The organism is Streptococcus cristatus (assembly GCF_003943815.1).
Taxonomy (GTDB): Bacteria; Bacillota; Bacilli; order Lactobacillales; family Streptococcaceae; genus Streptococcus; species Streptococcus cristatus_F.
Window position 1 is genome coordinate 40,712 of sequence record NZ_RJNA01000010.1, and the last position, 25,058, is coordinate 65,769.

Annotated in this window: 24 protein-coding genes and 1 pseudogene; 2 read left to right on the forward strand and 23 right to left on the reverse strand. The window is 43.0% G+C overall.

The features are described 5' to 3' along the window. Window positions 1-8: 8 nt before the first annotated feature. From D8872_RS07590 to ruvB, 8 genes are all read right to left on the reverse strand, one after another. A complete protein-coding gene (locus tag D8872_RS07590) occupies window positions 9-707 on the reverse strand; it encodes an N-acetylmannosamine-6-phosphate 2-epimerase (RefSeq protein ID WP_015604210.1) in 699 nt (232 codons plus the stop codon). A 258-nt stretch (window positions 708-965) separates the two neighbouring features. Continuing rightward, entirely contained in the window at window positions 966-1,964 is a 999-nt protein-coding gene (locus tag D8872_RS07595; protein ID WP_125390503.1) for an acetylxylan esterase, read from the reverse strand. 243 nt (window positions 1,965-2,207) lie between these two features. After that, window positions 2,208-4,862 carry a bifunctional acetaldehyde-CoA/alcohol dehydrogenase gene (gene adhE, locus D8872_RS07600; protein WP_125390504.1) on the reverse strand — a complete coding sequence of 885 codons (2,655 nt, stop codon included), beginning with the start codon at window positions 4,860-4,862 and terminating at the stop codon, window positions 2,208-2,210. A gap of 278 nt (window positions 4,863-5,140) precedes the next feature. Further along, entirely contained in the window at window positions 5,141-6,955 is a 1,815-nt protein-coding gene (locus D8872_RS07605; protein WP_125390525.1) for an acyltransferase family protein, read from the reverse strand. After that, window positions 6,945-7,358: an MORN repeat-containing protein gene (locus tag D8872_RS07610; protein ID WP_125390505.1), complete on the reverse strand. Its 414-nt coding sequence runs from the start codon at window positions 7,356-7,358 to the stop codon at window positions 6,945-6,947. The genes D8872_RS07605 and D8872_RS07610 overlap by 11 nt, the downstream gene beginning before the upstream one ends. A 3-nt stretch (window positions 7,359-7,361) precedes the next feature. Then, the gene (locus D8872_RS07615; RefSeq protein WP_125390506.1) at window positions 7,362-7,784 is read right to left on the reverse strand and encodes a low molecular weight protein-tyrosine-phosphatase; all 423 of its coding nucleotides are present in this window, start codon (window positions 7,782-7,784) and stop codon (window positions 7,362-7,364) included. A 161-nt stretch (window positions 7,785-7,945) separates the two neighbouring features. After that, complete coding sequence (locus tag D8872_RS07620) at window positions 7,946-8,521, reverse strand: nucleotidyltransferase family protein (RefSeq protein WP_048791781.1); 576 nt, start codon at window positions 8,519-8,521, stop codon at window positions 7,946-7,948. Beyond that, window positions 8,518-9,516, reverse strand: a complete 999-nt coding sequence (gene ruvB, locus D8872_RS07625; RefSeq protein WP_045498319.1) for a Holliday junction branch migration DNA helicase RuvB — start codon at window positions 9,514-9,516, stop codon at window positions 8,518-8,520. Before ruvB ends, D8872_RS07620 begins: the two co-directional genes overlap by 4 nt. Before the next feature lie 348 nt (window positions 9,517-9,864). Here ruvB and D8872_RS07630 point away from each other — a divergent pair, with 348 nt between their 5' ends. Next, the gene (locus D8872_RS07630; RefSeq protein ID WP_181951260.1) at window positions 9,865-10,128 is read left to right on the forward strand and encodes a YiaA/YiaB family inner membrane protein; all 264 of its coding nucleotides are present in this window, start codon (window positions 9,865-9,867) and stop codon (window positions 10,126-10,128) included. 100 nt (window positions 10,129-10,228) lie between these two features. On the opposite strand, the gene D8872_RS07635 is transcribed toward D8872_RS07630, so the two are convergent. From D8872_RS07635 to D8872_RS07670, 7 genes are all read right to left on the reverse strand, one after another. Continuing rightward, window positions 10,229-11,266: an aldose epimerase family protein gene (locus D8872_RS07635; RefSeq protein ID WP_125390507.1), complete on the reverse strand. Its 1,038-nt coding sequence runs from the start codon at window positions 11,264-11,266 to the stop codon at window positions 10,229-10,231. 303 nt (window positions 11,267-11,569) lie between these two features. After that, window positions 11,570-12,733, reverse strand: a complete 1,164-nt coding sequence (locus D8872_RS07645; protein WP_125390526.1) for an SIS domain-containing protein — start codon at window positions 12,731-12,733, stop codon at window positions 11,570-11,572. Between the two features lie 108 nt (window positions 12,734-12,841). Next, the gene (locus D8872_RS07650; RefSeq protein WP_048763128.1) at window positions 12,842-13,246 is read right to left on the reverse strand and encodes a PTS sugar transporter subunit IIA; all 405 of its coding nucleotides are present in this window, start codon (window positions 13,244-13,246) and stop codon (window positions 12,842-12,844) included. Window positions 13,247-13,257: 11 nt separating this feature from the next. Continuing rightward, on the reverse strand, window positions 13,258-14,076 hold the full coding sequence (locus D8872_RS07655) for a PTS system mannose/fructose/sorbose family transporter subunit IID (RefSeq protein ID WP_005591340.1): 819 nt from the start codon (window positions 14,074-14,076) through the stop codon (window positions 13,258-13,260). Next, window positions 14,063-14,977 (reverse strand): PTS mannose/fructose/sorbose/N-acetylgalactosamine transporter subunit IIC, encoded by a 915-nt coding sequence (locus D8872_RS07660; protein ID WP_045498332.1) that lies wholly within the window; start codon window positions 14,975-14,977, stop codon window positions 14,063-14,065. The genes D8872_RS07655 and D8872_RS07660 overlap by 14 nt, the downstream gene beginning before the upstream one ends. Before the next feature lie 26 nt (window positions 14,978-15,003). Then, window positions 15,004-15,480 (reverse strand): PTS sugar transporter subunit IIB, encoded by a 477-nt coding sequence (locus D8872_RS07665; protein WP_045498334.1) that lies wholly within the window; start codon window positions 15,478-15,480, stop codon window positions 15,004-15,006. Continuing rightward, window positions 15,477-17,264 carry a glycoside hydrolase family 35 protein gene (locus tag D8872_RS07670; RefSeq protein ID WP_125390508.1) on the reverse strand — a complete coding sequence of 596 codons (1,788 nt, stop codon included), beginning with the start codon at window positions 17,262-17,264 and terminating at the stop codon, window positions 15,477-15,479. Before D8872_RS07670 ends, D8872_RS07665 begins: the two co-directional genes overlap by 4 nt. A gap of 141 nt (window positions 17,265-17,405) precedes the next feature. On the opposite strand from D8872_RS07670, the gene agaR reads away from it, so the two are divergent. Beyond that, window positions 17,406-18,122 (forward strand): transcriptional regulator AgaR, encoded by a 717-nt coding sequence (gene agaR / locus D8872_RS07675; RefSeq protein WP_005591344.1) that lies wholly within the window; start codon window positions 17,406-17,408, stop codon window positions 18,120-18,122. Window positions 18,123-18,546: 424 nt separating this feature from the next. Here the strand turns inward: agaR and purB are convergent, their stop codons facing one another. The 8 genes and pseudogenes from purB to purD form a co-directional block, all read right to left on the reverse strand. Continuing rightward, entirely contained in the window at window positions 18,547-19,842 is a 1,296-nt protein-coding gene (purB, locus tag D8872_RS07685; protein WP_125390509.1) for an adenylosuccinate lyase, read from the reverse strand. Between the two features lie 18 nt (window positions 19,843-19,860). Further along, on the reverse strand, window positions 19,861-20,721 hold the full coding sequence (locus D8872_RS07690) for a hypothetical protein (protein WP_125390510.1): 861 nt from the start codon (window positions 20,719-20,721) through the stop codon (window positions 19,861-19,863). A 52-nt stretch (window positions 20,722-20,773) separates the two neighbouring features. After that, window positions 20,774-21,463 carry an aspartate/glutamate racemase family protein gene (locus D8872_RS07695; protein WP_125390511.1) on the reverse strand — a complete coding sequence of 230 codons (690 nt, stop codon included), beginning with the start codon at window positions 21,461-21,463 and terminating at the stop codon, window positions 20,774-20,776. Between the two features lie 3 nt (window positions 21,464-21,466). Next, entirely contained in the window at window positions 21,467-21,694 is a 228-nt protein-coding gene (locus D8872_RS07700) for a phosphoribosylaminoimidazole carboxylase (protein ID WP_125390512.1), read from the reverse strand. A gap of 9 nt (window positions 21,695-21,703) precedes the next feature. Further along, the gene (purK, locus tag D8872_RS07705) at window positions 21,704-22,795 is read right to left on the reverse strand and encodes a 5-(carboxyamino)imidazole ribonucleotide synthase (RefSeq protein ID WP_125390513.1); all 1,092 of its coding nucleotides are present in this window, start codon (window positions 22,793-22,795) and stop codon (window positions 21,704-21,706) included. After that, window positions 22,782-23,273 (reverse strand): 5-(carboxyamino)imidazole ribonucleotide mutase, encoded by a 492-nt coding sequence (gene purE, locus D8872_RS07710; RefSeq protein WP_125390514.1) that lies wholly within the window; start codon window positions 23,271-23,273, stop codon window positions 22,782-22,784. Before purE ends, purK begins: the two co-directional genes overlap by 14 nt. A 27-nt stretch (window positions 23,274-23,300) precedes the next feature. After that, a pseudogene (locus D8872_RS11150) lies at window positions 23,301-23,381 on the reverse strand (phosphoribosylaminoimidazole carboxylase); the annotation flags it as partial. 131 nt (window positions 23,382-23,512) lie between these two features. Beyond that, window positions 23,513-24,775 (reverse strand): phosphoribosylamine--glycine ligase, encoded by a 1,263-nt coding sequence (gene purD / locus D8872_RS07720; RefSeq protein WP_125390515.1) that lies wholly within the window; start codon window positions 24,773-24,775, stop codon window positions 23,513-23,515. Window positions 24,776-25,058: the final 283 nt, after the last annotated feature.

Here is a 25,058-nt window from a genome sequence, read left to right on the forward strand (position 1 = left end):
ACCTCACTTTATTTTACTGCTGCAACGAAACGCTCGGTGATTTCCTTTGGTCGAGTAATAGCTCCGCCTACTACAATACCGCGGACACCCAAATCATGGATTTGCTTAGCCTGATCTGGATAATGAATCTTGCCCTCAGCAATCACATCTACCCCCGCATCACAGAGCTTCTTGACCAGTTCAAAATCTGGTCCGTCTACCTTAGGACTGTAGGAAGTGTAGCCTGATAAGGTCGTACCGACAAAGTCAACGCCAGCTGCTACAGCTGCCACGCCTTCCTCAAAGGTACTGATGTCAGCCATCAGCAGTTGCTGCGGATATTTCTCCTTGACTTGTCGGATAAAGTCCTCAATCTTTAAACCATCATAGCGTTCCCGCTGGGTGCAGTCCAGAGCGATAACCTCGATATCAAGGGCAGCCAGCTCATCCACTTCCCGCATGGTCGCAGTGATAAAAGGCTCCTGTGGTGGATAGTCCCGTTTGATAATCCCAATAATCGGGAGCTCGGTTACTTCCTTAATCTCCTTGATGTCTCGCACGCTGTTGGCTCGAATACCAACTGCCCCGCCCTCTTCAGCCGCCTTGACCAAGAGAGGAATGACACCGCCAGCCTCCGTATAGAGGGGCTCATGAGGCAGAGCTTGACAGGAAACGATAATGCCATCTTTGATTTTTGCAATTAATTGATCTTTGCTAATCTGTGACATAAATAATCTCTCCTTTTTCTATGTTTTCTCCGTTCTTTTTATAATGTCATTATATACAAAAAATAAAGCGCTTTCAATAAGTTTTGAGATTTAGATTTTAGTTTCTAAAAACCGACTTCCTTTCTTAAAAGCTGAAACTACTTTCAGGATTAGAAGTGTTTCTACAAAAAAGTTGTAATAGATTTTGAATAATTTACCATAAAAAGCCTGAAATTATGCTAATCTCAGGCTTAGTTTCTTTCTTACTACCATCTATTTTTACCAGTCTTTAAAAGCTTCCAGCAAAGAAGGATGGTCAATCTTTGAGCCACAAAGCCAGTTGAAGACCCTATCATTGACATAGACATTCATGGCTTCATGCTCGTACTCTGGCATGAGATGGTGCTCCTTAGTACACTCCAGCCGGTTGTAAATCGCAAACTGGGTAATCGGATAACAAACATCGTCAGCAAGTCCTGTTATCATCCGCACGCTCCCTTGAATGCGGTGAGCCATATTTTTCACATCGATATAGGACAAGGTCTGAATAATCTCATCCTCCGTTTCGTGGAAAGGATCGTGGAATTTAAAATAACGAAAGAGCTCATCATAGGCCTCACTGGTATTGCCAATCTCCAACACCCTCCGAAAGTCTGACAAGAAAGGATAGATAGCCACTGCCTGCTTAATGCGCGGATTGAGAGCCGCTGCCACCAAAGCCAAGGCTCCGCCCTGAGAAGCACCATAACTGGATAGATGCTCCTCGTCCACAAGGTCCAAACTCGCCACAATCTCAACCAAGCTGTAAATATCCAGATAGACATCCTTATAAAAGAGACACTCTGGTCCATCTACTGCCCCACGGATAATCTGACCCTTGACCGTATTGCCCCTTACAGGCGCCCCTCCATCCAAGGAATAGCCTGACTGGCCGCGTACATCCATAGATACAACACCATAGCCAGCAACCGTATAAGCTAGCATATCGGACCAATCCCAGCCACGCCCCATATAACCGTGGAAATGAAAGATAATCGGAACTTTTTTACTCGATTTAGGAAGGACCATACGGGCATAGGTTCGCCCCTGATTCGTCCCCTCAAAAACTAGCTCATAGCAGGTTACCCCAGCGATTTGAAAGTCTTTTTCAATCAGCTGATAGTCCGGCAAGCCACTCAAACTGCTAATCTGACGATCCCAAAAAGCATCAAAATCTGCTGGAACTTCATCTCTACCTCTATAATCTTTTGCTTCTGCTAATAAATCTGGATTGCGCATCTTATCCTCCAACACTATTGTTTTTGTAAACCCTTACAGAAATAATAGCACAGTGCCTTCCCTTTTTCAATCCTTTGCAATATTAAGAATTTAATTTCTGTTTTTGCTGTGATTCTTTTTCTTTTTGAAACTAGTTTCAAAAGAGCTTTCTAGCCTATCTTTTCCCTAGTTTTTAGAAAGTCGTCTATTTCATACATTTTAAAGAAAGAAAAATCCCTCATTTAGTGAGGGATTGATTCTACATTATTTACGACGTCCTGGACGTTCTCCGTAGCCATAGTAAGCATCTGCCATGATTTCTTCCATGTCAGCTACCATTGGTAAGCGTGGGTTTGCAGGTGAACATTGGTCTTCATAAGCAAGCAATGCAATTTCATGCAAGCTGTCTTTCCAAACTTTTTCATCTATTCCGAAGCCTTTGAAGTTCATTGTGATTCCAACTGCTTCACCAAGATCGTAAACTGCTTTGGCATAAGCTTCAACTGCTTCTTCTGGAGTTGAGTGAGGCAAGCCAAGCATTTTCGCGATGTCTTGAAATTTCTCATCAGCTTTCCAGTAGTTGTACTTAGGCCATGTAGTAGTCTTAGACGGGCGAGTACCGTTGTAACGGATGACGTATGGAAGCAAGATTGCGTTTGTACGTCCGTGAACAGTATGGTGAACACCACCGATCTTGTGGGCCATTGAGTGGCTCATACCAAGGAAGGCATTGGCAAAGGCCATACCAGCCATTGTAGACGCATTATGCATTTTTTCACGTGCTTCTGGGTCAGCTGTCTTAACAGATTTTTCCAACCATTCAAAGACAAGCTTGATCGTTTGAAGCGCAATACCGTCTGTGTAGTCGTTAGCGAAGTTTGAAGTATAGGCTTCAGTCGCGTGAGTCAAGACGTCCATACCTGTATCAGCTGCGATAAAGTCTGGAACGGATTCAACCAAAGCAGGGTCAACAATGGCAATAGTTGGTGTCAATGAGTAGTCAGCCAATGGGTATTTGCGGTTGTTTTTCTTATCAGAGATAACAGCAAATGGTGTTACTTCTGAACCTGTACCTGAAGTCGTTGGGATACCGATGTACTTCGCTTTCTTACCAAGTGATGGGAAGCGGAAGGCACGTTTACGGATATCCATGAATTTTTGAACCAAGTCACGGAAGTCGATTTCTGGTTGCTCGTAGAAGAGCCACATTACTTTCGCCGCATCCATTGGAGAACCACCACCAAGAGCGATGATTGTATCTGGTTCAAATGCTTTCATCACTTCCGCACCACGTTCTACAGTTGTGATGTCTGGATCTGGTTCAACATCTGAGAAGACTTGGATCGTTACACGGTTGCTACGGGCGTTCAATTGATCGATCACACGTTGAACAAAGCCAAGTTTTTCGATAGATTTGTCAGTAACGATCATAACGCGTTCAATATCTTCACATGTTTGAAGGTATTGGATAGAGTTGCGCTCGAAGTAAATTTTTGAAGGAACTTTAAACCATTGCATATTATTTCTACGTTTCCCTACTTTCTTGATGTTTAGAAGGTTAATAGCGCTCACGTTATCACCAACTGAGTTACGTCCGTATGAACCACATCCAAGTGTCAAGGATGGAATGAAGGCATTATATACGTCCCCGATACCACCGAAAGTAGATGGAGAGTTCCAGATAATCCGCATCGCTTTGATTTCAGTACCAAAGCGTTTAGCCAATTCTTCGTCTTTTGTATGGATAGCTGCTGAGTGACCAAGTCCGTTAAATTCAACCATTTGACGAGCTTTTTTAAGACCGTCTTCTCTATCTTCAGCTTTCAAGACAGCGATAACTGGTGACAATTTTTCACGAGTCAATGGCTCATTTGGACCTACTTCCGCACATTCTGCAGCCAAGATGTTTGTACCTTCTGGTACTTTAAAGCCTGCTTGTTCTGCAATCCATGCAGCTGGTTTACCAACGATGTTTGCATTCAGTTTAGCACCAGCACAGTTCTTGCTGTTTGCTTTAGCACCAAAGCAGAATTCTTCAAGAAGAGCTTTTTCTTTTTTGTTTACAAAATAAGTGTGGTATGACTTGAATTCTTCTACAAATTCGTCATAAACTTCCTTGTCAATAATCACCGCTTGCTCAGATGCGCAGACCATACCATTGTCAAATGATTTAGACATCACGATGTCATGAGCAGCTTGGCGAAGGTCAGCAGATTTTTCGATGTAAGCTGGTACGTTTCCGGCACCAACCCCAAGAGCTGGTTTCCCACAAGAGTATGCAGCTTTAACCATGGCATTACCACCAGTTGCAAGGATGGTTGCAATACCATCGTGGTTCATCAAAGCTGCTGTTGCTTCCATAGATGGCTGAGTAATCCATTGCACACAGTTTTCAGGTGCGCCAGCTGCAATTGCTGCGTCACGAACGATTTGCGCTGCGTGAGCAGATGATTCCTGAGCAGATGGGTGGAAGGCAAAAACGATTGGATTACGTGTCTTCAAGGCAATCAATGCTTTAAAAATTGCTGTTGATGTTGGGTTCGTTGTTGGAGTGATACCACAAATAACTCCGACAGGCTCAGCAATCTTTGTCAGTCCAGTAACAGGATCATCTTCGATAACACCAACAGTCTTCACACCACGCATGTTGTTGACAACGTGTTCACAGGCAAAGAGATTTTTCGTTGCCTTGTCTTCAAATACACCACGACCAGTTTCTTCAACCGCGTGTTGAGCAAGGATCCCGTGTGCATCAAGAGCTGCAACTGAAGCTTTTGCTACGATGTAATCTACTTGCTCTTGATTTAGTTTTCTCATTTCTTCAAGAGCTAGGAGACCTTTTTGCACAAGCTCATCAACATGTTTTTCTGCCGCTAGCACTTTATCTTCTTGTTCAACAGTTTTCTTCTTATCAGCCATTATAATCCTCCAATGGTTTCTGCCAAAAGGTTAGATGAAGATTTTAACCTTTGTTAATTTTTTCACAATATAATTATACTCTATTCCTACAAATTTGTAAACACTTTCAACAAAAGTTCACAAACTTTTTATGGATTATTTTTTAAACACTGATATTTCAGGCTTTTTTACTAAATTCTATATCTATTCTCAAAAATTTCACATACTTTTCTCTAAAAAATGTGTTAGCGCTTTCTTTTTTGTTATAAAACTAGCTCGGCTAAATAACCGAGCTAGTTTTATGGCTTAACACTGCCATTTGAAGCGGCAGCCAAAGCTTCTTTTATCATGTTAGAGTAGAGTTTACCTCCCTCTGCCATAGACTCTGAATCTGCCCCATAATGGACATAGTCTGTTCCAATCCAAATCTGCGGATTGTTAATCGCTACCTGATACCAGTCTGCTACATATACAAAATCGTATTTCTTAGCAAGTTCAAGTTCGTATTGTCGCATCTTAACAGGAATACTACTTGGATCATTGGCTGTCCGGCCATCATATGGCGTGACTAAAATCAAGCGATGGCCTTTTGGCAAGAGCTCGATATACTGATCCAACAATTCTTCATAATTATCAACTGGATTGGTTCCCAATGCCAAGACGACGTTTTGAAGCAGTGTTTGGTTAGCAATATCGTTCTTGAAAAATTCCAGACCAGACACTAAATTACGACTAACAACTGCATCGACTTGAGCGTCAGGTATAGCCTCTTGGATCCATTCAGCGGAGCGCAAGGTGACCGAATCACCGATAACAGTCGTTCCCTCTGCCACGTTATAATTTGTCGCAGTTTTCTGGTCTGCGTGCTTACGGGTTGTCTGCATTTTCGTATCGGATTGGTTCAAAGAATTGACAATCAGGCTTTCCTCAAAGGCACCCACAGACGGAGCTGTGATGGTGATAATAAGCAAGATAAAAGTCAGCGGAATGAAACTGTAGAAAATCGGCTTGGTGATGGATGTTACATTCATATCCTTGTCAAAAATCCGAGGCTTCCGTCCAGCTAAAGTCGGCTCTAAGATATAGAAGGAAAGAGCCGCGAAACCAAAACTCAAGATTGTAGTCAAAAGCACAGCCCATCCATTGCTCATCAACTGAGTAAAAATAATATAGAAAGGCCAATGGAAGAGGTAAACACCGTAGCTAGTATCTGCAATAAAGTTGAGAGGACTAGGCTCCTTAATATTTGGCAATTTATCGTGCAAGATGCGGGTTGCTGCTATCATGACACAGGCCAGAAGTGTTGAAATCAAGAAACCAAATAAATAAGTCCACAAGCTGTCAAATTTCAAAATAAAGCTGAGCAAAATAAGAAGAACAAAACTGCCAGCTAAAGCGATCAAGACTTGCTTGATTTCGACCTTTTCTTCCAGTCTCTTCATCTGAACGCCCACATTTCCGACTCCAGAAAAAGTCGCTAGCACTGTCCCAGCAAAGAAAGGAAAGACATGGGTCAAACTTGAGAAATAAATATTGGAGTAATTCTTGCTGAAAAAGGCTCCGATAAACATAGCCAAGAAACTGAACAGAAACAGAGCAATTGAAGTCAGAGAAATCAGCCCCCGATACTGAGCAACTGACTTGCTAATCTTACTGATTCCCCAAGCAGCCAAGCCCCAGAGGATATAGTAATGCACTTCCAGTGCCAAACTCCAAGTGTGAATCAGCAAATGCGGCACAAACTGGCTTTCATAACTGCCGCCCGACATCATTTCATAAAAATTAGTCACAAAGCCAAGCGCAGCTGCAATCTGCGTCCCAATACCTGCTACAAAATCCCGACGGATCAATAAAGTAAAAGGCATGATGACCAAAATCATAAAAACGAGCGGAGGAACGATACGATAAAAGCGCCGTTTCAGAAAGCCCATAATATCAATCGTCCGACTTCTTGTAAACTCATCAATCAATAATGAAGTAATCAAAAATCCTGAAAAAGTGAAAAAGATGTCCACTCCAATAAAACCTCCAGGAAAAGCTCCCTGAAAGTAATGATAGAGTAACACCAAGACCAGTCCAGTAATCCGAACCAGTGAAAACCATCTAATGCGCATTTTGATAAATTCCTTGCTTGAACGTTCCTTCATAGACGACATTACTTTCTGTCGTCAGTTTTCCTTTACCATCGGCCTGACCGTTGGCAAATTCACCTTCATATTTCCAACCAGCCTTCGATGTAAAAGTACCCTTACCGTCAAAAGTCCCATTTTTGAAATGACCTTTGTAGCTATCCCCATTTTTAAAAGTCAGGGTACCTTCGCCGTTCATCTTCCCGTGAACCAGACTGCCTTCATATTTTATCTTACCTTGATCCAGCGTTAGCGCACCCTTACTAGGGATATTGGAGGTAAACACTAAAATTGCTGACAAGGCAATCACAGTCACTGCTAGGATTTCTAGATTCTGACGGGTCAGATAGATTTTATATTTATCGTAAAATTCTTTTATTTTATCCATTTTTCACCCATTTAAGCGTTCTAGCCACTTGTGGCAGCCAGCCAAAATCAGCTCATAAGTCTCATCGAAATCACCCGTGTACCAAGGATCCGGCACACCCAGATCAGCAAACTGGTAGATTTTATCCTGAAAATCCGCTGGTGCCATTTTCTTCAAATCTCGAATATTGGCTTCATCCATGCCGATGATATAATCAAATTCTGCAAAATCTTGCGCTGAAATCTGCTGAGAAGTCTTTCCTTTGTCATAAGAAATCGCATGTTTCTTAAAAATAGCCTGAGTCCCCTGATGTATAGGGTTTCCATGCTCCCAGCTAGACGTTGCACGACTCTCAATATGTAGGTCATCGGTCAGACTTTTCATAACAAACTCTGCCATCGGACTACGGCAGATATTTCCTAAACAAACAAATACAATTTTCTTCATAGATCTATTATACCAGAATAAAAAGAAAACTGCGGAGCTTTCTTGATTATTCTGTGACAGCGGAAGCGGACTCTGAAAAACCGCTAATTATACCGACTTACATAAAAGTGCAGATCATTGAGGCAGTAACCCACTCAATCTAGCTTGCACCAGATTAAACTTTACTTTTCTTCAGAAAGATATTCAAAACTTAATTGTGGCCATTTAGCCTGCCAGTTTTTCTTGCGGATTCTTTGCCTATAAAGCTTCTTTCGATCCGCATCCGCCAAAAAATGTGGTGTTGGTCGAACCTGAAATGCTCGAATATCTACCAAGCCATAGGGCGCAAAAAGCTCTAGCTTATCATTTTCCAGCAATCGAAGACCGATAGCTGTGCAGCACTCAGGATACTTGCTCATGGCATCTTTCGAGCTAGTATAGGGCTGGGTGTTGGGACTATGAATGTGCATATAAACTTGATTTTTCAGCTCCCAAGAATAAGCGGGAAAAGCTTTTCTCAGCTCCATCTCCAGCTGCAAAGTTTTCTCATAAGACACAGTTGGATCAAAGAATATGACATCCACATCCGTTTCAGCATCAAAGCCCGACTTGCCAGACAAGATATTCCAGATAAAATTTCTGATACTGCCTGCAGCCAGCCAAGAATCTTTCAATTCTAGACTGCGGATCATCTCCAAAATTGCTCGGATATCCTGATCCTGACTCAGCCTCTCTAAAATCTCTTGATCGGTCATCATTCCTTCATATACTCATATCCTAGATGCTCATAGGCTTTGCGAGTCGCCACGCGCCCAGTCCGAGTCCGCATGACAAAGCCTTTCTGAATCAGGTAAGGCTCATACATGTCCTCCACTGTTTCACGTTCCTCGGCAATATTGACCGAGAGGGTGCCCAGCCCCACTGGACCACCACCATAAACTTCTATCATGGTTCGTAGGATTTTCTGATCTACATAGTCCAGCCCTTCCTGGTCCACATCCAGCATGGAGAGAGCCTGGTCGGTTATCTTATCATCAATCAAGCCATTGCCCATAATCTGGGCGTAGTCCCGCACCCGCTTGAGCAGACGATTGGCAATCCGCGGTGTACCTCGGCTACGCAGAGCCAGCTCCCGAGCAGCCTCGTGAGTAATATCCATTTCAAAAATCTCAGCCGTCCGCTCGACGATTTCGGTCAGATCGCTGGCTTCATAATACTCCATGTGACCAGTAATCCCAAAGCGAGCCCGCAGAGGATTGGACAGCATGCCCGCCCGAGTGGTCGCCCCAATTAACGTGAAAGGTGGCAATTCCAGATGGACGCTGCGACTGGTTTCGCCAGTCCCAATCATAATGTCAATGTAAAAGTCCTCCATGGCGCTGTACAGCACTTCCTCTACCGCCATAGGCAAACGATGAATTTCATCGATAAAGAGGACATCGCCCGGTTCCAAATCATTGAGAATGGCTACCAAATCACCAGCCTTTTCAATGACCGGACCAGAAGTCTGCTTAATATTCACACCGAGTTCGTTGGCGATGACAAAGGCCATAGTCGTCTTTCCCAGACCTGGAGGACCAAAAAGCAAAGTATGGTCCAACGCCTCATCCCGCAATTTAGCTGCTTCGATAAAAATCTTCAGCTGGTCCTTGACCTTATCCTGACCAATATATTCTCGTAAATACTGAGGACGGAGGGTACGTTCTACCAGCTCCTCATCCCCCATTAATTCATTATCTAAAATTCTACTCATAGGACTATTATAGCAAAAAATAGGGCAGAGGAAGCAATCCGACCCGATTCTGAGCACAAAAAAAGCCACCGAATTTGGTGGCTCTTATGGGAGATTATTATGAAAAAGTTTTAGGATTTCTATCAAATAAAGTTAGGAGGTCTTCATTTGATGGTATTAGTATAACTTCCTTATCTTAAAATTTGCTTAAAGAAAAAATATTTTTTAAAAATAAAATACTTTTAGATATCTTAGTAAGATGATACAAACTAATATGAATTGTTCAGTCTGATTAAAATAGCCGCTATTTCATTGACTGTCTCAAAAACTCATGATACAATGAAAAAAATCGAAAAGGAGATTTTAGATATGAACAACCTTAAAAAGAAAACTTATCGGAATACACCAGCCTTTATGTTTATGGCTTGGGGCTCATTCGCCTTCTTTGTAACTCTTGTTCTCGTCGGCCTCTATACTTTGAAAGAACCTTTGATGGTTAAAGGATACTATCTCATGGGTTCTGTCGGACTGATTTCTTCTTCATTTACTCTTGCTAAAGTCATCCGTGATAACCAAGAAGACGAAGAACGTTACAATCAAATTTTCCAACCACAAGACTTAGATAACCAATAAAATAAATAGTAAAAACGGCAGAGGGGGATTCTGCCGTTTTCTTGTATCTGAGGCTAATATCGCCAGGTGAGATACACTTCAAATGAAGCAAGTTTGCTGTTTATTTCACTCCTGCAAAATAAACAGTGGTGCTGGTGAATAGGCTTCCTGCCTTGAGAATGACCTGATCTTTCAAGTCACTATGAATCGCATCAGGCAAGGCTTGTGCTTCCAGCGCTATACCATTATGCTGAATCATTGGCTGTCCATTGATGATAACTGACTCATCAACAAAATTAGCCGAATAAGTCACGACACAAGGAGCATCCGTACGGAAAGTCAGATAGCGTCCTGAGGCCGCATCATAAAGACATCCTGCCTCTTCCTGCTCTTTATCTAAGGCAAAAGGATGATCCAGCCCTGATACGATCTGAATTTGCTCGTCTTGGTCAGCAAAAATTTCTTTCAGCACCAGACCTTTTTGTAGGCCTTTGACAAAGCCGCGATTCGCATCCACTTCTTTTGCTGGCACGCCGTCAGGAGCAATCGGATACACCCCTTTGGTATGCAGCTGGAGGACATGCTGATCAATCGGCTGACTAAAATTACCTGACAGATTGAAATAGCTGTGGTTGGTCGGATTAACCAGACTATCCTGATCTGTCTGGACTTGATAGGAAATCTCAATCTCCCCTTTTTCCGATAAGGAATAGGAAATCCAGATTTTCAAATTTCCAGGAAAACCGCCCGTCCCGTCTGGACGCTCTGTGTAAAATGTGACGCCCTCGTTTGTGACTTCCTCTGTCTGGAAAATCACACTGTCCCAGCCAGTAGAGCCACTGTGGTTGCAATTCTGGCCATTATTGACTTCCAGCTGGTAGGACTGCCCATTCAGCTCAAAGCTAGCCTTCGCAATCCGCCCCGCAACTGGTCCCACGCTGGCACCATGCTTGGGATTATTGCCAACATAATCCTCAAAACGCTCAAAGCCTAGAATAATATTGGCAAAATCACCATTTTTATCCGGCGTCCGATATTCCAAAATCGTTGCGCCATAGTTCATGACCTTGAAGCGATAGCCTAGCTTATTTTCAAAGGTGTAGGCTAAGACATCCTGTCCTTTAAAAGTACCAAAAATAGATTCTTGATAAGATTTCATATAATCTCCCTCTGTCTCGAGTCTAGGACAAAAGTCCTAGCCTCTCAATTGTCTTTGGATTGTCGAGCAAGACGCAGTGGTTAAGTGGGCTCTACTACGCTGATTTCATCAGCTTTTACAGCCCTACTCAACTGTGCGGAGGTGGGACGATGAAATCGAATTCTAACGAATTACCGATTTCTGTCCCACTCTCTTTCTTGACTTAGTCAGGGGACAAGGATGGAACACATCCTTTTCATCTGAAAGTCTTTTTAATAACTAGCTTTCCCATGACTAATGTTTGACTTTTCCATATTCAGCTTTCTACTGCTGGAAAGGGTGGATGATAACTCCCTGAACGACCCGATTGACCGTACCTGTCGGAGACGGTGTATCTGGTCGATTTTTCACTTTCAAAGAAGTCAAGAGAGAGAAGAGCTGAGCATAGACGATGTAAGGGAAGGCTCGATAGCTATCTTCCAAGATATCACTTTCAAGAACCACTTGCTCAACATTTTCCAAGTCTTCTCTGCGCTCTGTAAAGAAGACCACCTTGCGAGCAATCTGATCTCCTGCCACTTCACGCACCAAATCTAAGTCGTAACGTTTGGTGTACTCATCTCTTGAGCCAAATATCAGCACAAGCGTCTCTTCGTTAATCAGAGATTTTGGCCCATGGCGGAAGCCGACTGGGCTTTCATACATGGTCGCAACCTTCCCAGCGGTCAACTCCAAAATTTTCAGCTGTGCTTCGTGCGCCAGACCAAAGAATGGCCCTGCTCCTAGGTAAATGACACGGTTAAAGTCTAATTCTGTCAAAGCTTGAACGTCAGCTACATCTGCCAAAACCTTTTGACTCAAGGCAATCAACTCGGCTACTCTTGCTTCTTTTTGAACCAAATCTGCTGGGTCAAAAACTAAGAGAGCTGTCAACATCATAGAGGTGAAGCTGGAAGTCATAGCAAAGCCAGCATCATTTGATGGAGCTGGTTGCAATAAGAGGAGATTCCGCTCATCGCCATGCGCCTGCTGAGCTAGTTTCCCTTCTGCAGCACAGGTAATGGTCACTTGATAAAGCTCATCAACCAACTGCTTAGCTAAGTCCACTGTCGCAACACTTTCTGGCGAATTGCCACTGCGGGCAAAAGATACGAGAACCGTTGGAATATCCTTGTGCAGATGCACCTCAGGACCAGCCACAATATCAGTTGTCGCAACTGAATTAAAATTCCATTTGCGCTCATCATAAAGCTTTCTGAAATATGGCAATAGCGTATCGCCTACATAAGCCGAAGTTCCCGCACCTGTAAAGATGACTTTTATATAATCATGCTTTTCTTCGATACCTTTTAGAAAAGCAGCAACCTGGTCAGCTTGAGCCTTGTAATGATTAAAAGCTGTCTGCCAAACATCTGGCTGTTGGTAGATTTCACGCGTGGTGATTTCCGCGCCTAATTCAACCAGTTTCTCTTTTGAATAATCTAGCATGGTAGTCCTTTCAAAAATAAACATCGATATATTAGTTATTTGCTTTTAAAAGAGGGAATGGGAAAATTCCCCACTCCCCTTCATTTCTTTTTTCCTTACAAAACAGTCCTACTCATCCTCATCATCTGATAAGCCTGCTAAAATATCATTGACTTTAACGATATTTTCGACTGCATTTTTCGGATAGTCAACATCAGCTCCTGTCAGAGAAGCATTGAGAAACTCAATCACCATCGGCAGATTCATGCCGGCGTACAAGTCAATATCCTTACCTTCTAAAATAAGGCGGCTGACTACATTACATGGTGTGCCTCCCAAAAGATCTGCAAAGACAATATAGTCCTCAAAATCCTTGACTGTATCTAAAAACTTAGCTGTGAAATCATCTGGTCCCTCCTCCGGCAACAAGGCAACGGCATGAATATCCGCTTGAGGTCCCATAATCATCTCAGTGGTTGTTTTTAACTCTTCACAAAAGCGACCATGACTAATCAAAATTAATTGTTTGCTCATAATTTACACCATTATGCCATTCCAAAGAAGAAGTGACCAAACGCTGAGAACGCAATCGCTGCAAGAATGATGAGCAAGATAGCTTTTGTAGAGTTCATACCCTTACGTCCAAGCAACCAGAAGATTACACCTGTGATGATAGCTGGTACCAAACGTGGGAAGATGAGGTTAAGCATATCTTGAATTTCAATTGCTTTGTCCCCGATGTGTGGAGCCCAAGAAACTTCAACACCAATCATGCTGGCAATCAAGGCACCAACCATGAAGACACCAAGTACAGATGCAGCATCAATCAAAGCTGTCAAAGTACTTTGCATGTTGTTGATGAGGTTAACCCCTTCTTTATAGGCAAATTCCAATTGTTTCCAACGGAAAATGTCATAAGCAACTGCAACAGCGATCCATAGGAAGATACCAGCTGGGTTTCCTGCAACAGCCAAAGTTGCAGCAATTGACCCCATAATAGCTGGCACCAATGATCCAAAGATTGAGTCTCCAAGAGGAGCGAATGGCCCCATGAGACCTGTCTTGATACCATTGACCGCATCTTTTGATTTCACACCATCTTTTTCTTCCAAAGCAAGGTCAAAACCAGTGATAATAGTGTGGAAGAATGGTGAAGTATTGAAGAATTGCGTATGCAATTTCATCATTTCTTTCAGTTCAGGTGTACCGTCTCCATACATTTTGCGCAATTGTGGCAAAATCATGTAAAGGTAACCAGAAGCCTGCATACGCTCATAGTTCCAACCCAATTGGAAGGTAAACAAGCTACGTTTGTTAATCTGTTTAAAATCTTCTTTTGTTAGTTTGTAATTAGAATTCGTCATCTTCAATTTCCCCGCTTTCTGATTCAGTTACTGGAGCAGCTACGACTGTACGTTGGCTGTTTTTGAAGTGTTGTACTGCAAGGAAGACACCAATGATGGCGATACCAATCATAGATACACTCTTGAAGTTGTTAACAAAAGTAATAGCTTGTTCTTTTGGAAGTTTAGAGAACACTTCAGAACCAACAATGCTAGACACTGCAGCACCCAGGCTTTGAACATTACTGTAAAGCACTGTCAACATAGCTGTCAAGCCAAATCCAAGTGCCAAGTAGTGAAGGTTGCGTTTCACTGGAAGATAACGAAGCAAGATTGCAAATCCAAGACCTGGAAGCATTTGACCTGCAAGTTTCAAACCGTTTGCCAACCATTGTACATTACCGAGACCTGTAACAACAGTTTCTACAAAAGCTCCACCAAAGGCAAGGGCAAAGAAAACTGGGAGGGCACGAGAAAGAGCCCAAGGAATCGCACCAAGAAGATAGTTGCGTTCGATGCCTTTGTAGTCAAAGCGTTCAATCGCAGCATCCACACGGTGAGCGAAGTAAGTTGTCGTCATACGACCAAGAATGTCGAAGTATGTCAACAAAGTTGCTACTGGCACAGCGATTGTAGCAATAGCAAGCTCTGGATCAAGACCTTGAGCTACTGAGAAGGCAGTTGCAAGAACGGCACCAGAAGTAGCATCAATACGAGAAGCACCACCGAAGGTACCAACACCGAGTACCACCAATTGAAGGTTGGCACCAATCAATAAACCTGTAGGTAAATCTCCCATGATAAGACCTGTGATAAATCCAGCAAATACAGGTGAACCTGCTGAAGAAACGATCGTCAACTCATCACAGATTTGATAAGCTGAGTACAGAGTGAGTAGTAAAATTTGCCACCATTGTATCATGACAATGACCTCCTAAAAATTTTTCCTTATTTTAACAAATTCATAAAATCCGCAACCGGATCATTTGGAACCATCTGAGCTGTCAGCTTCACTCCTTTTTCATGCAGCTTGTGAAAAGCTTCCACATCCGCATCAACCACATTGATAGAGCGAGTGATGGGGCGAGTTTCGTCTGACTGAGACATATTTCCGACATTCAGTGTTTCCAGTGGAACACCAGCTTCTACCAAACGAAGGAAACGGTCTGGTTTGCGAGCGACGATAAAGAGTCGTTGTGAGTCATACTTACCAGCCAAGATGTTTTCTGCCGCTTTAGCGATTGGCAAAATGCTGAGCTTCACTCCTGGCGGCGTTGCCAACTTGAGTCCGCTCTTTTCGATAGCATTTTCAGCTACCTCATCGTCAATCACCATAATGCGTGAAATGTTGAGCTTGGTAGTCCAGAGATTGGCTACCTGTCCATGGATCAAACGTCCATCGATACGTGCACCTACTATTGTCATAAATTTTCCCCCTTTATTGTTTTAAATGTAGGTTGGTTAACTAAGTTAATTGATTCTTCATATTCCCCTTCCGTTTCAAAAATGATGATTCGGTTATGTCCTTCTTTCAGAAGGCTATGAGGAATATAAAGCGATAAGGTTGGTCCGACATTCCAGAAACGGCCTATGTTGACGCCATTTACAAAGGCAAGACCCTTTCCAAAACCGGACAAGTCTAAATAAGTATCTTTAAGCGCTTTCATTTTGAAGTCAAAAGCGTAGAAAGCTGGTTCTTCTGGCTGCCATCCTTTTGAAAAATCAATGTTTTCAATGTTTTCAAAAGAAAGTGGATACTGCTGCCAATTCAGCAAGAAGTGTAAATCCTTACAAACACCCGTCCGAATCCCTTTTCGCTGGGTATCTGCTAAGAACTTATGCCCGTAATTGACCCGCCCCATGTTTTCCATCAGGACGTCAATACGGTGGGTGGTTTTCTTTTCTCCAGCAACAAAGATATCTTGACCAATCTCTGCTTGATACTGGGTTGACATAAGCTTGCCGTCCACAAAGAGCTGCATCCGATCGCGCCCATCAATCACTCGAATTTTTTCCTCATCCGCATCCCAGCTGGCTTCGGTACGGTAAAGCAAGTAGCCATAGCTCTGCCCCAAATCCTCCATTTTAACAGGATAGAGACTCTCTACTGGCTGGGCCAAATCAGCTAATGTCTCAAACAAACTCACCTTCTCACTCAGAGCAATGTCTCTCAATTCAAAAGATTCCTTTGTGAGCGGTTTCATTTTTGGGTACTCAGGATAGTAGGTCTCCATCATTTTTTGCACTGCAAAATATTTCGGAGTTGGATTTCCCTGTTCATCGAGCAGGGCATCATAATCATACGAAGTCACCTGTGGTAAATCCGTCACCCCTCTGGCCGAGCAGCCATTCATGAAGCCAAAATTGGTACCGCCATGAAACATATAGAGGTTGATAGAGCCTTGTTTCAGAACCTCATGGACAGCTTGAGCCAGTTCCTCAGGATCCCTTTTGATAATTGGTTCTTTCCAACGATTGAACCAACCATCCCAAAACTCCATACACATGAGCGGCCATTTTTTGCCATGCTCATCAAAGAATTCCTGCATCTGAGCAAAATTATAATCTGCCTTGGAGCCGAAATTTCCTGTAACAAATAAATCTTCCTCAATCAGCGTGCCGGCTCTCAGCGTCGCCCGCCAAGGACCATCCGATGTAAAGAGCGGACAATCAAGGCCTCGGTCCAACATCATCTGCCGAATCGCTCTCAGGTAGTCTTTATCCTCCCCGTAAGAGCCATATTCATTTTCCACTTGCATCATGAGGATATTCCCACCCTTGTCCAAGAGCCTTGGAACCAGGCGAGGAAGCAACTCATCATAGTAGTCTGCAACAGCCTGAAGATAAGGAGCATCAGAAGAACGGATTCTCATATCCTCAGTCAAGAGCCAGGCTGGCATGCCGCCAAATTCCCACTCCGCACAGATAAAGGGCGAAGGGCGAACGATGGCATATAAGCCTAAATCTTGAGCAATCTGAAGAAACTTCTCAATATCTAAAATCCCTTGAAAGTCAAACTGGCCTTTCTTTGGCTCGTGCATGTTCCAAGGAACATAGGTCTCAACTGTATTGAAGCCCAGAGCTTTGAGATTATAGAGCGAGTGATACCAGTCTTCCGGCTGAATCCGGAAATAGTGAATCGCTCCCGATAAAATCTTAAACTCCTGACCATCCAAGTAGAAAGAAGAGCCTATTTCAAATCTCTTCATCTCCCTATTCCTCCTAGATTTAAAACGCTTTCATTTCTTATTAATATTAATATAATAAACTTTTGCATAAATGTCAACATTTTTTTAAAAAAATATGTTAAAATCAATATAGAGAGGGATAAAAAAAGAGAGGTGAGCATAATGGCTATTCCTAAATATCAACAAATCAAAGATGATTTAAAACAACAAATCATTTCTGGTAACTTTGAAAACGGTGATAGATTCTACACAGAAGCTGAATTAATCAAGATGTTCAATGTTAGTTCCATCACCGTTGTCCGCGCTTTGAACGAACTTGCGAATGATGGCTACATCATCCGTCAGCAAGGAAAGGGAACATTTGTTTCACGCGCAAGAAAACACAAGCGTGTGGAATTCTCTGATATCGAAACTTTCCCTATCCAAAAGGATAAGGTGACTGTTCTGTCCATCGAACGTGGAAATGAATTGAGAATCTTGGAAAAACTAGAACTAACACCGTCCCAGTTCTACTACAAGATTGACCGTATCAGAAGGACAGGCGATAAAGTCTATATCTATCACCAAACCTACATTCCTGAACAGTACATCAATCCAAACTATCCAGATTTGGACTACTACAGCTCGATCTACAATCGCTTCAAGACGGATTATCACATCCACATGAATGATGAGTATTTCGAAGAAACCAACGAAATCGTCTTTCCAACGCCAAAAGACATCGCCAAGACCTTAGAAATTGATCCAAACTTCCCAACTGTGCATCAAGTCAAGATCACAAAACTGGAAAATACTGGACAAATCCTAGAGTACAGCGAAACCTACAAGCGTGGCGATTTCTTCAAAATCAAATTTATTTCTTCTAGTCGCGATCATTAATCTGAAAAACGATGGTTCTCATGAGCTGTCGTTTTTCATTTCCTGACCAACTAGCCTATCCTTATTATAAACCTATCTATACCAATTTGCAAGGTATTTAAACGATTTTTGTTTAATAAACATCAAAAAATGACAGAAAATAAACAGAATTTTTTAATTTCGTATATTTTTTTAGTATTCTAGGACTGAAAACCAACAAAAACGGAACTTTCTATATCAGGCGAGAATATAAAAAAGAGAGGCTGGGACAAAAGTCCTAGCCTCTCAATTGTCTTTGGATTGTCGAGCAAGACGCAGTGGTTGAGTGGGCTCTACTACGCTGATTTCATCAGCTTTTACAGCCCTACTCAACTGTGCGGAGGTGGGACGACGAAATCGAATTCTAACCAATTACCGATTTCTGTCCCACTCTCATCTTTTTTGTTTAATCCAGCCCCACGCGCTTGAAGATTTCACCCACGCGCTTGGTGTAGTATGCAGGGTTAAAGATTTCGTCGATTTCTTCCTGAGTCAGACGAGAAGTGACTTCTGGATCCGCTTCGAGCAGAGGCTTGAAGTCTACTTGATTGTCCCAAGACTGGGCAGTCTTTGGCTGCACCAGGTCATAGGCTTGCTCACGGGTCATGCCTTTCTCAATCAAGGTCAACATGGCACGTTGGCTAAAGATAAGACCAAAAGTTGAGTTCATGTTGCGAATCATGTTTTCTGGGAAAACTGTCAAGTTCTTGACAATATTTCCAAAACGGTTGAGCATGTAGTCAATCAAGATGGTCGTATCTGGTGTGATGATCCGCTCAGCTGATGAGTGAGAGATGTCACGTTCGTGCCAGAGAACTACGTTCTCATAGGCTGTAATCATGTGGCCACGGATAACACGCGCCAGACCTGTCATGTTTTCAGAACCGATAGGGTTGCGTTTGTGAGGCATAGCAGAGCTACCTTTTTGCCCCTTAGCAAAGAACTCTTCGACTTCGCGCTGCTCAGATTTTTGTAGGCCGCGAATCTCAGTCGCCATACGTTCGATGGAAGTTGCGATGCTGGCAAGAACTGCAAAGTACTCAGCGTGAAGGTCACGAGGAAGGACCTGTGTTGAGATTTCTTGAGCACGGATACCAAGCTTGTCGCAGACGTATTGCTCTACAAATGGTGGGATGTTGGCAAAGTTACCAACCGCACCAGAGATCTTACCAGCTTCCACACCAGCAGCCGCATGCTCGAAACGCTCGATATTGCGCTTCATTTCACTGTACCAAGTCGCCAATTTAAGACCAAAAGTTGTCGGCTCAGCATGCACACCGTGGGTACGACCCATCATGATGGTAAACTTGTGCTCCTTAGCCTTGTCAGCGATGATGTTAGTGAAGTTTTCAAGATCACGACGGATGATGTCGTTGGCCTGCTTATAGAGGTAACCGTAGGCCGTATCCACCACGTCAGTAGAAGTCAAGCCATAGTGAACCCACTTACGCTCTTCACCAAGCGTCTCAGAAACCGCACGCGTGAAAGCCACCACATCATGGCGAGTCTCTTGCTCAATCTCCAAAATACGGTCGATGTCAAAGTCCGCTTTCTCGCGAATCAAAGCCACATCTTCCTTGGGAATCTCACCCAGCTCAGCCCAGGCCTCATCAGCCAGAATCTCTACCTCCAGCCAAGCCTTGTACTTATTTTCCTCAGTCCAAATGTTCGCCATTTCGGGGCGAGAATAACGGTTGATCATGATATTTCTCCTTGATTCTTATCTACCTAATAGTAGTGACGATATAATATTACCTAAAGTACCTGATACCATATCTTTAATGAACTGTTGATTAAAAAACGTTGCGTTTTCTTTAACAATTACAGTAAACTCAGTCTCATTATTTTTATTAGCCGCATCAAGTAATTTCTTTAAAATTTCAACAGTTTGTTCAGATAAAACAGAAGAATTACTAATAAGCTGTTGAAGCTGTTGAGAAAGTTCGGGCCAAGGGAAGGCAATATTAGCATCTATGCTGGATTTTCCTATTTTAGAATCTTTAATAATACTTGAATTGACATTATTATCACCTTTTATTGCGACATTATTCTCTGAACCAAAATTATTTCCAATTACATTATCATTGCCCGACACATTTGTTTGAGATACCTCCTTTTCATAGATATTTTTACTATCATAATTCTCGATATTTTGATTTTTTATATCGATGTATATATTTTCCGCTTTATTACCAAAAGATTCAGTAATAATATTAAAAACAGTATCTCTAAATTTAGCGTCTTCAAAATACAATAAATAATTCCGGCTCGACCCCAAATTAAACACTATATAATATTTTGACTTCAAATGATTTTGATGTTTATTATAAACATACCACGCATACAGACCAAAAAATACTAAACCTAGAAATGGTGGGATTAATCCAATAATAAATAGAACTATCAAAATGATTATATCTAGTAGTGTAACTGGTGATTTAAACTCATTTTTGCTTAACATAGATAAATTTGTTATTTGGATGCTATTATTTCTAGTGATAATTGCATTATTTTTTATAGTTAAGCCATCAGTTTCAATAGTATATCCATTCTCAACGCTCTTTAATAACTCAGGTATCATTATATTCTCCTTTAAATTAAATCTAAATTTAATGATTGTTCATTCCAACATTTTACTCTACCGCCCACTCTGCTGCTTTCTCTGCATGGATCACTGTTGTGTCGTAGAGTGGCAGGTCAGTGTAGGATTGCTTGACGAGGAGACCAATCTCGGTACAGCCCAAGATAACAGCTTCTGCGCCTGCTTTTTTCAAATTATCTATAACGGCAAGATAAGTCTGCTTTGAGCTTTCTTTGATATCTCCCAGACAGAGTTCGTCATAAATAATTCGATTGACCTCTGTAATACCAGCTTGGTCTGGAATCAGCACTTCTAACCCAGACTCTATTAATTTTTCCTTGTAAAAATCTTGAGTCATGGTGTATTTGGTCCCTAGGAGGCCGACTCTTTGAATCCCGTCAGCCAACAAGGCCTGCGCAGTTGCTTGCGCAATATGCAAGATTGGAATCGTAATCTGCTCCTGTATCTGCGGAACAAGCTTGTGCATAGTGTTGGTGCAAATAACAATGAAATCCGCACCTGCTTGCTCCAGGCGCTTAGCAACATCTGCCAAAAGTTGACCGCTTTTCTCCCAGTCTCCGACTGCCTGATAATGCTCAATCTCTGCAAAATCAACACTATAAAGTAGAATCTTAGCAGAATGCAGGCCACCCAGCTCTTTTTTGATGGTTTCATTAATAATTTGGTAGTAAGATGTGGTGCTTTCCCAACTCATACCACCAATCAGACCGATAGTTTTCATAGACTAATTAAACTCCTCCTTGCTTATCGATACCGATGGATAGTGCGGCAAGCTACTTAGCTCTGTATCCAATGGCAAGTCATAGATAGCCAGATAACTGTCTGGATATTGAATCTTTAATTCCTGATATTTGGCTTTTACTTTTTCATGGTCGGCACTGGCAAAGAGCACTTCCACAACAGCTCCAGTTTTGTCTTTTTCCACAAAAGCATTAACGATGATTTGAATCATAGACTTGCCCTAAAAATCAATCCCTTTCCCAAACTCCTCAACCTCATCTGGCACATCACTAAACAAAGTCACATGCCCCATCTTGCGGTTGTGCTTCGCTTCTATTTTACCATACAGGTGGAGGTGGGCGCTTGGATTTTCTGTGACATATTTTTCAGCGGCCTCGACATGCTGGCCGAGAACATTGAGCATGACGGCTGGTGCATGCAGGTGGATAGCTGGCAATGGTGCTCCCAGAACACCGAGAATATGGGTGTCAAACTGCGAGAAGTCGCAGGCTTCGATAGAATAATGCCCAGAGTTGTGTGGGCGTGGGGCGATTTCATTGACAATGATGTCATCAGCTGTCGCAAACATTTCCACGCAGAGGGTTCCAGATAAGTTAAGCTGGTCTGCGATTCGCACCGCCATGGCTTTTGCCTTATCTGCTATACTTTCTGAAATGCGAGCAGGCACGATGGTCTTAGACAAAATATTGTTGCGGTGGATATTTTCCTGAACTGGAAAAACCGTCACATCCTTACCGTTACCAGAAACAATGACAGAAATCTCAAGGTCGAAGTTGACGAACTCTTCCAAAACGCAGTCTGCTGAGTCGGCTAGCGCATAGGCTTCTTCCAAATCTTCTGCCGAGCGAATCACCTTTTGCCCATGTCCATCATAGCCACCTGTCGCAGTCTTGAGGACATAGTTTTTCGATAGGTCAATATCTGCCAAGTCTTGGCTTGAAGTCACAACCTTGTAGGGTGCCACAGTGACTTGTGCCTTGTTTGCGAGGAAGTCCTTTTCAAAAATGCGATTTTGAGAAATGCGGAGCAGGTCTGTTCCTTGAGGGAGTTGTCCATCCTTGATAACAGCATCCAAACCGTCAGCATCAACATTCTCAAATTCATAAGTGAGGACATCGCAACGCTCCGCCAGCTGACAAAGGGCATCCACATCGTTATAAGGCGCCACGATGATTTCCGCCACACGAGAGGCAGGGCAATCCGCTGCAGGATCCAGCGTGATGACCTTGTGCCCCATGTAGATAGCAGAAATGGCCATCATCTGACCCAGCTGGCCGCCACCGATAATTCCGATTGTTTTAGATGAGCTCATTCGTAGACTCCTCAGCGATTTTTCCTTGTTCCTCTGCAAAATCAGCTAGCGCTGCTGCTAGGTCTTGGTCTTCAATGGCCAAGATTCGCAAGGCAGTCAGGGCAGCGTTGGTTGCACCCGCTTCACCGATTGCCATAGTTGCCACTGGCACACCGCCTGGCATCTGCACAATAGAGTAAAGGGAGTCCAGACCGTTGAGAGCACGAGATTTGACCGGTACGCCGATGACAGGCAGAGTAGTCTTAGCCGCTACCATTCCTGGCAAATGGGCTGCACCGCCTGCACCAGCTATGATAACCTTGATGCCGCGACTACGGGCTTCTTCCGCATGTCTGAACATGAGGTCTGGAGTACGGTGGGCAGAGACAACCTTCTTTTCGTAGACTACACCGAAGCGGTCTAGGACTTCGGCAGTTTTTTGCATGGTGGCCCAGTCGGATTTGGAACCCATGATGATGGAAATTACTGGTTTAGTCATAATTTTTCCTTTTCTTCCTTTCAACAATCACCTTAGGTTGTGAGGGACGACAGCAGCCACCAAAGGTGTCTCATGCCTAAATCGGAAGCCCAAAGTCTTCCGATTTCCCTAAACGATTGGCTTTGTTAGCCAATCATTTTTTCACAACGGTGGTGATTGTTTTATATTAGCTCGCCAACGCTCGCAAATCAAACGACCATTAACATGTTTGATGACTACGTCGCTTTATTCTTGTATCTTTACTTTATAGCCTTGCTTCCGATATCTGTTCGGTAGAAGAGACCTTCTGTGTTTTGTTTGTTGAGTTCGCTGTAGATAGTGTTTTGGCCGTCTTTGACGGTATCGGCTGTGGTGACCAACATATAGACACGTCCGCCATTTGACAGCAGTGCTCTGCTATTTTCCGCAAACTTAGCCCCTGCATAGTAGGTGATGATGTCGCCATCGGTTTTGGCTGGCAGCTCAAAGCCCTTTTTATAATCTAGCGGGTAGCCATTTGACGCGACAACTACACCCAGAGTCACGCCCTTGTTGGTCCAAGTAATGTTCGGCTCCTCACCATCGAGAATATCAGTGATATTTTGCGCAAAGTCAGATGTCAAACGAGGCAAGATAATCTGTGTTTCAGGATCTCCAAATCGAGCGTTGAACTCGATGACCTTCGGACCGTCAGCAGTCAAAATAAGCCCCGCGTAGAGGACACCAAGATACGGACGCCCTTCTTTAATCATGCCTTCAAGGACTGGCTTGACAATAGTCTCAACCGCTGTGTCAACCACGCTCTGTGACATGTGAGGAACTGGCGCATAGGCACCCATCCCACCAGTGTTAGGGCCCTTGTCACCATCGTAAGCACGTTTGTGATCCTGAGCCGTTGGCATGATGTAGAACTTGTCCCCATTGACAAAGGCAAAGAGAGAGAACTCCTCCCCGTCAAGGAATTCCTCAATAACCACACGCGCACCAGAATCACCGAATTTATTGTCCAAAAGCATCTCGTGAGCGGCTTCGACCGCTTGCTCAACCGTCTCCGCAACGACAACGCCCTTACCAAGTGCCAAGCCATCCGCCTTGACCACGATTGGAGCGCCCTTCTCCTCGATATAGGCCTTAGCCTCCTCAAAGTCGGAAAATGTGCCATAGGCTGCTGTCGGAACGTTGTATTTGACCATGATTTCCTTAGCAAAATCCTTGGACCACTCCAGCTCCGCTGCAGCCTTGGTCGGACCAAAAGCTTTGAGCCCAGCTTGGTTAAAATCATCCACGATTCCAGCAGCAAGGGCATCATCTGGACCGATAAAGGACCAAGCAATATCATTCTCCTTGGCAAATTCAATTAGTTTAGAATGTTCGGAAATTCCAATGTTTACCAAATCCAACCCATCCAAGGTCATACCGTCATTTCCAGGAGCTACAAACACCTGCTCCACACCCTGAGACTCCAACAACTTCTTGGCAATCGCATGCTCACGACCACCCGAACCAACAACTAAAAGCTTCATAGCTAAGATACCTCAATGTCCAATATCATAGGTGCTTACGCACCAAGCTAACACATCACGTAAAAATTTCCGTATTTTTTACGAATTATTTATCTAAATTATACCACAATCGTTCGTTTTATTCCATGATAAGCAGGAAAGGAAGAGAAATAATCTATTTTTGTTAGGGATATCCATCTCTGACAAATAAAATCTACCTATATTATTTTTGATACTTTGACTATTTCATTACTTTTATTTTAAATATCAAAGATTTCATAAAACTAAAATAAATTAGAAATTC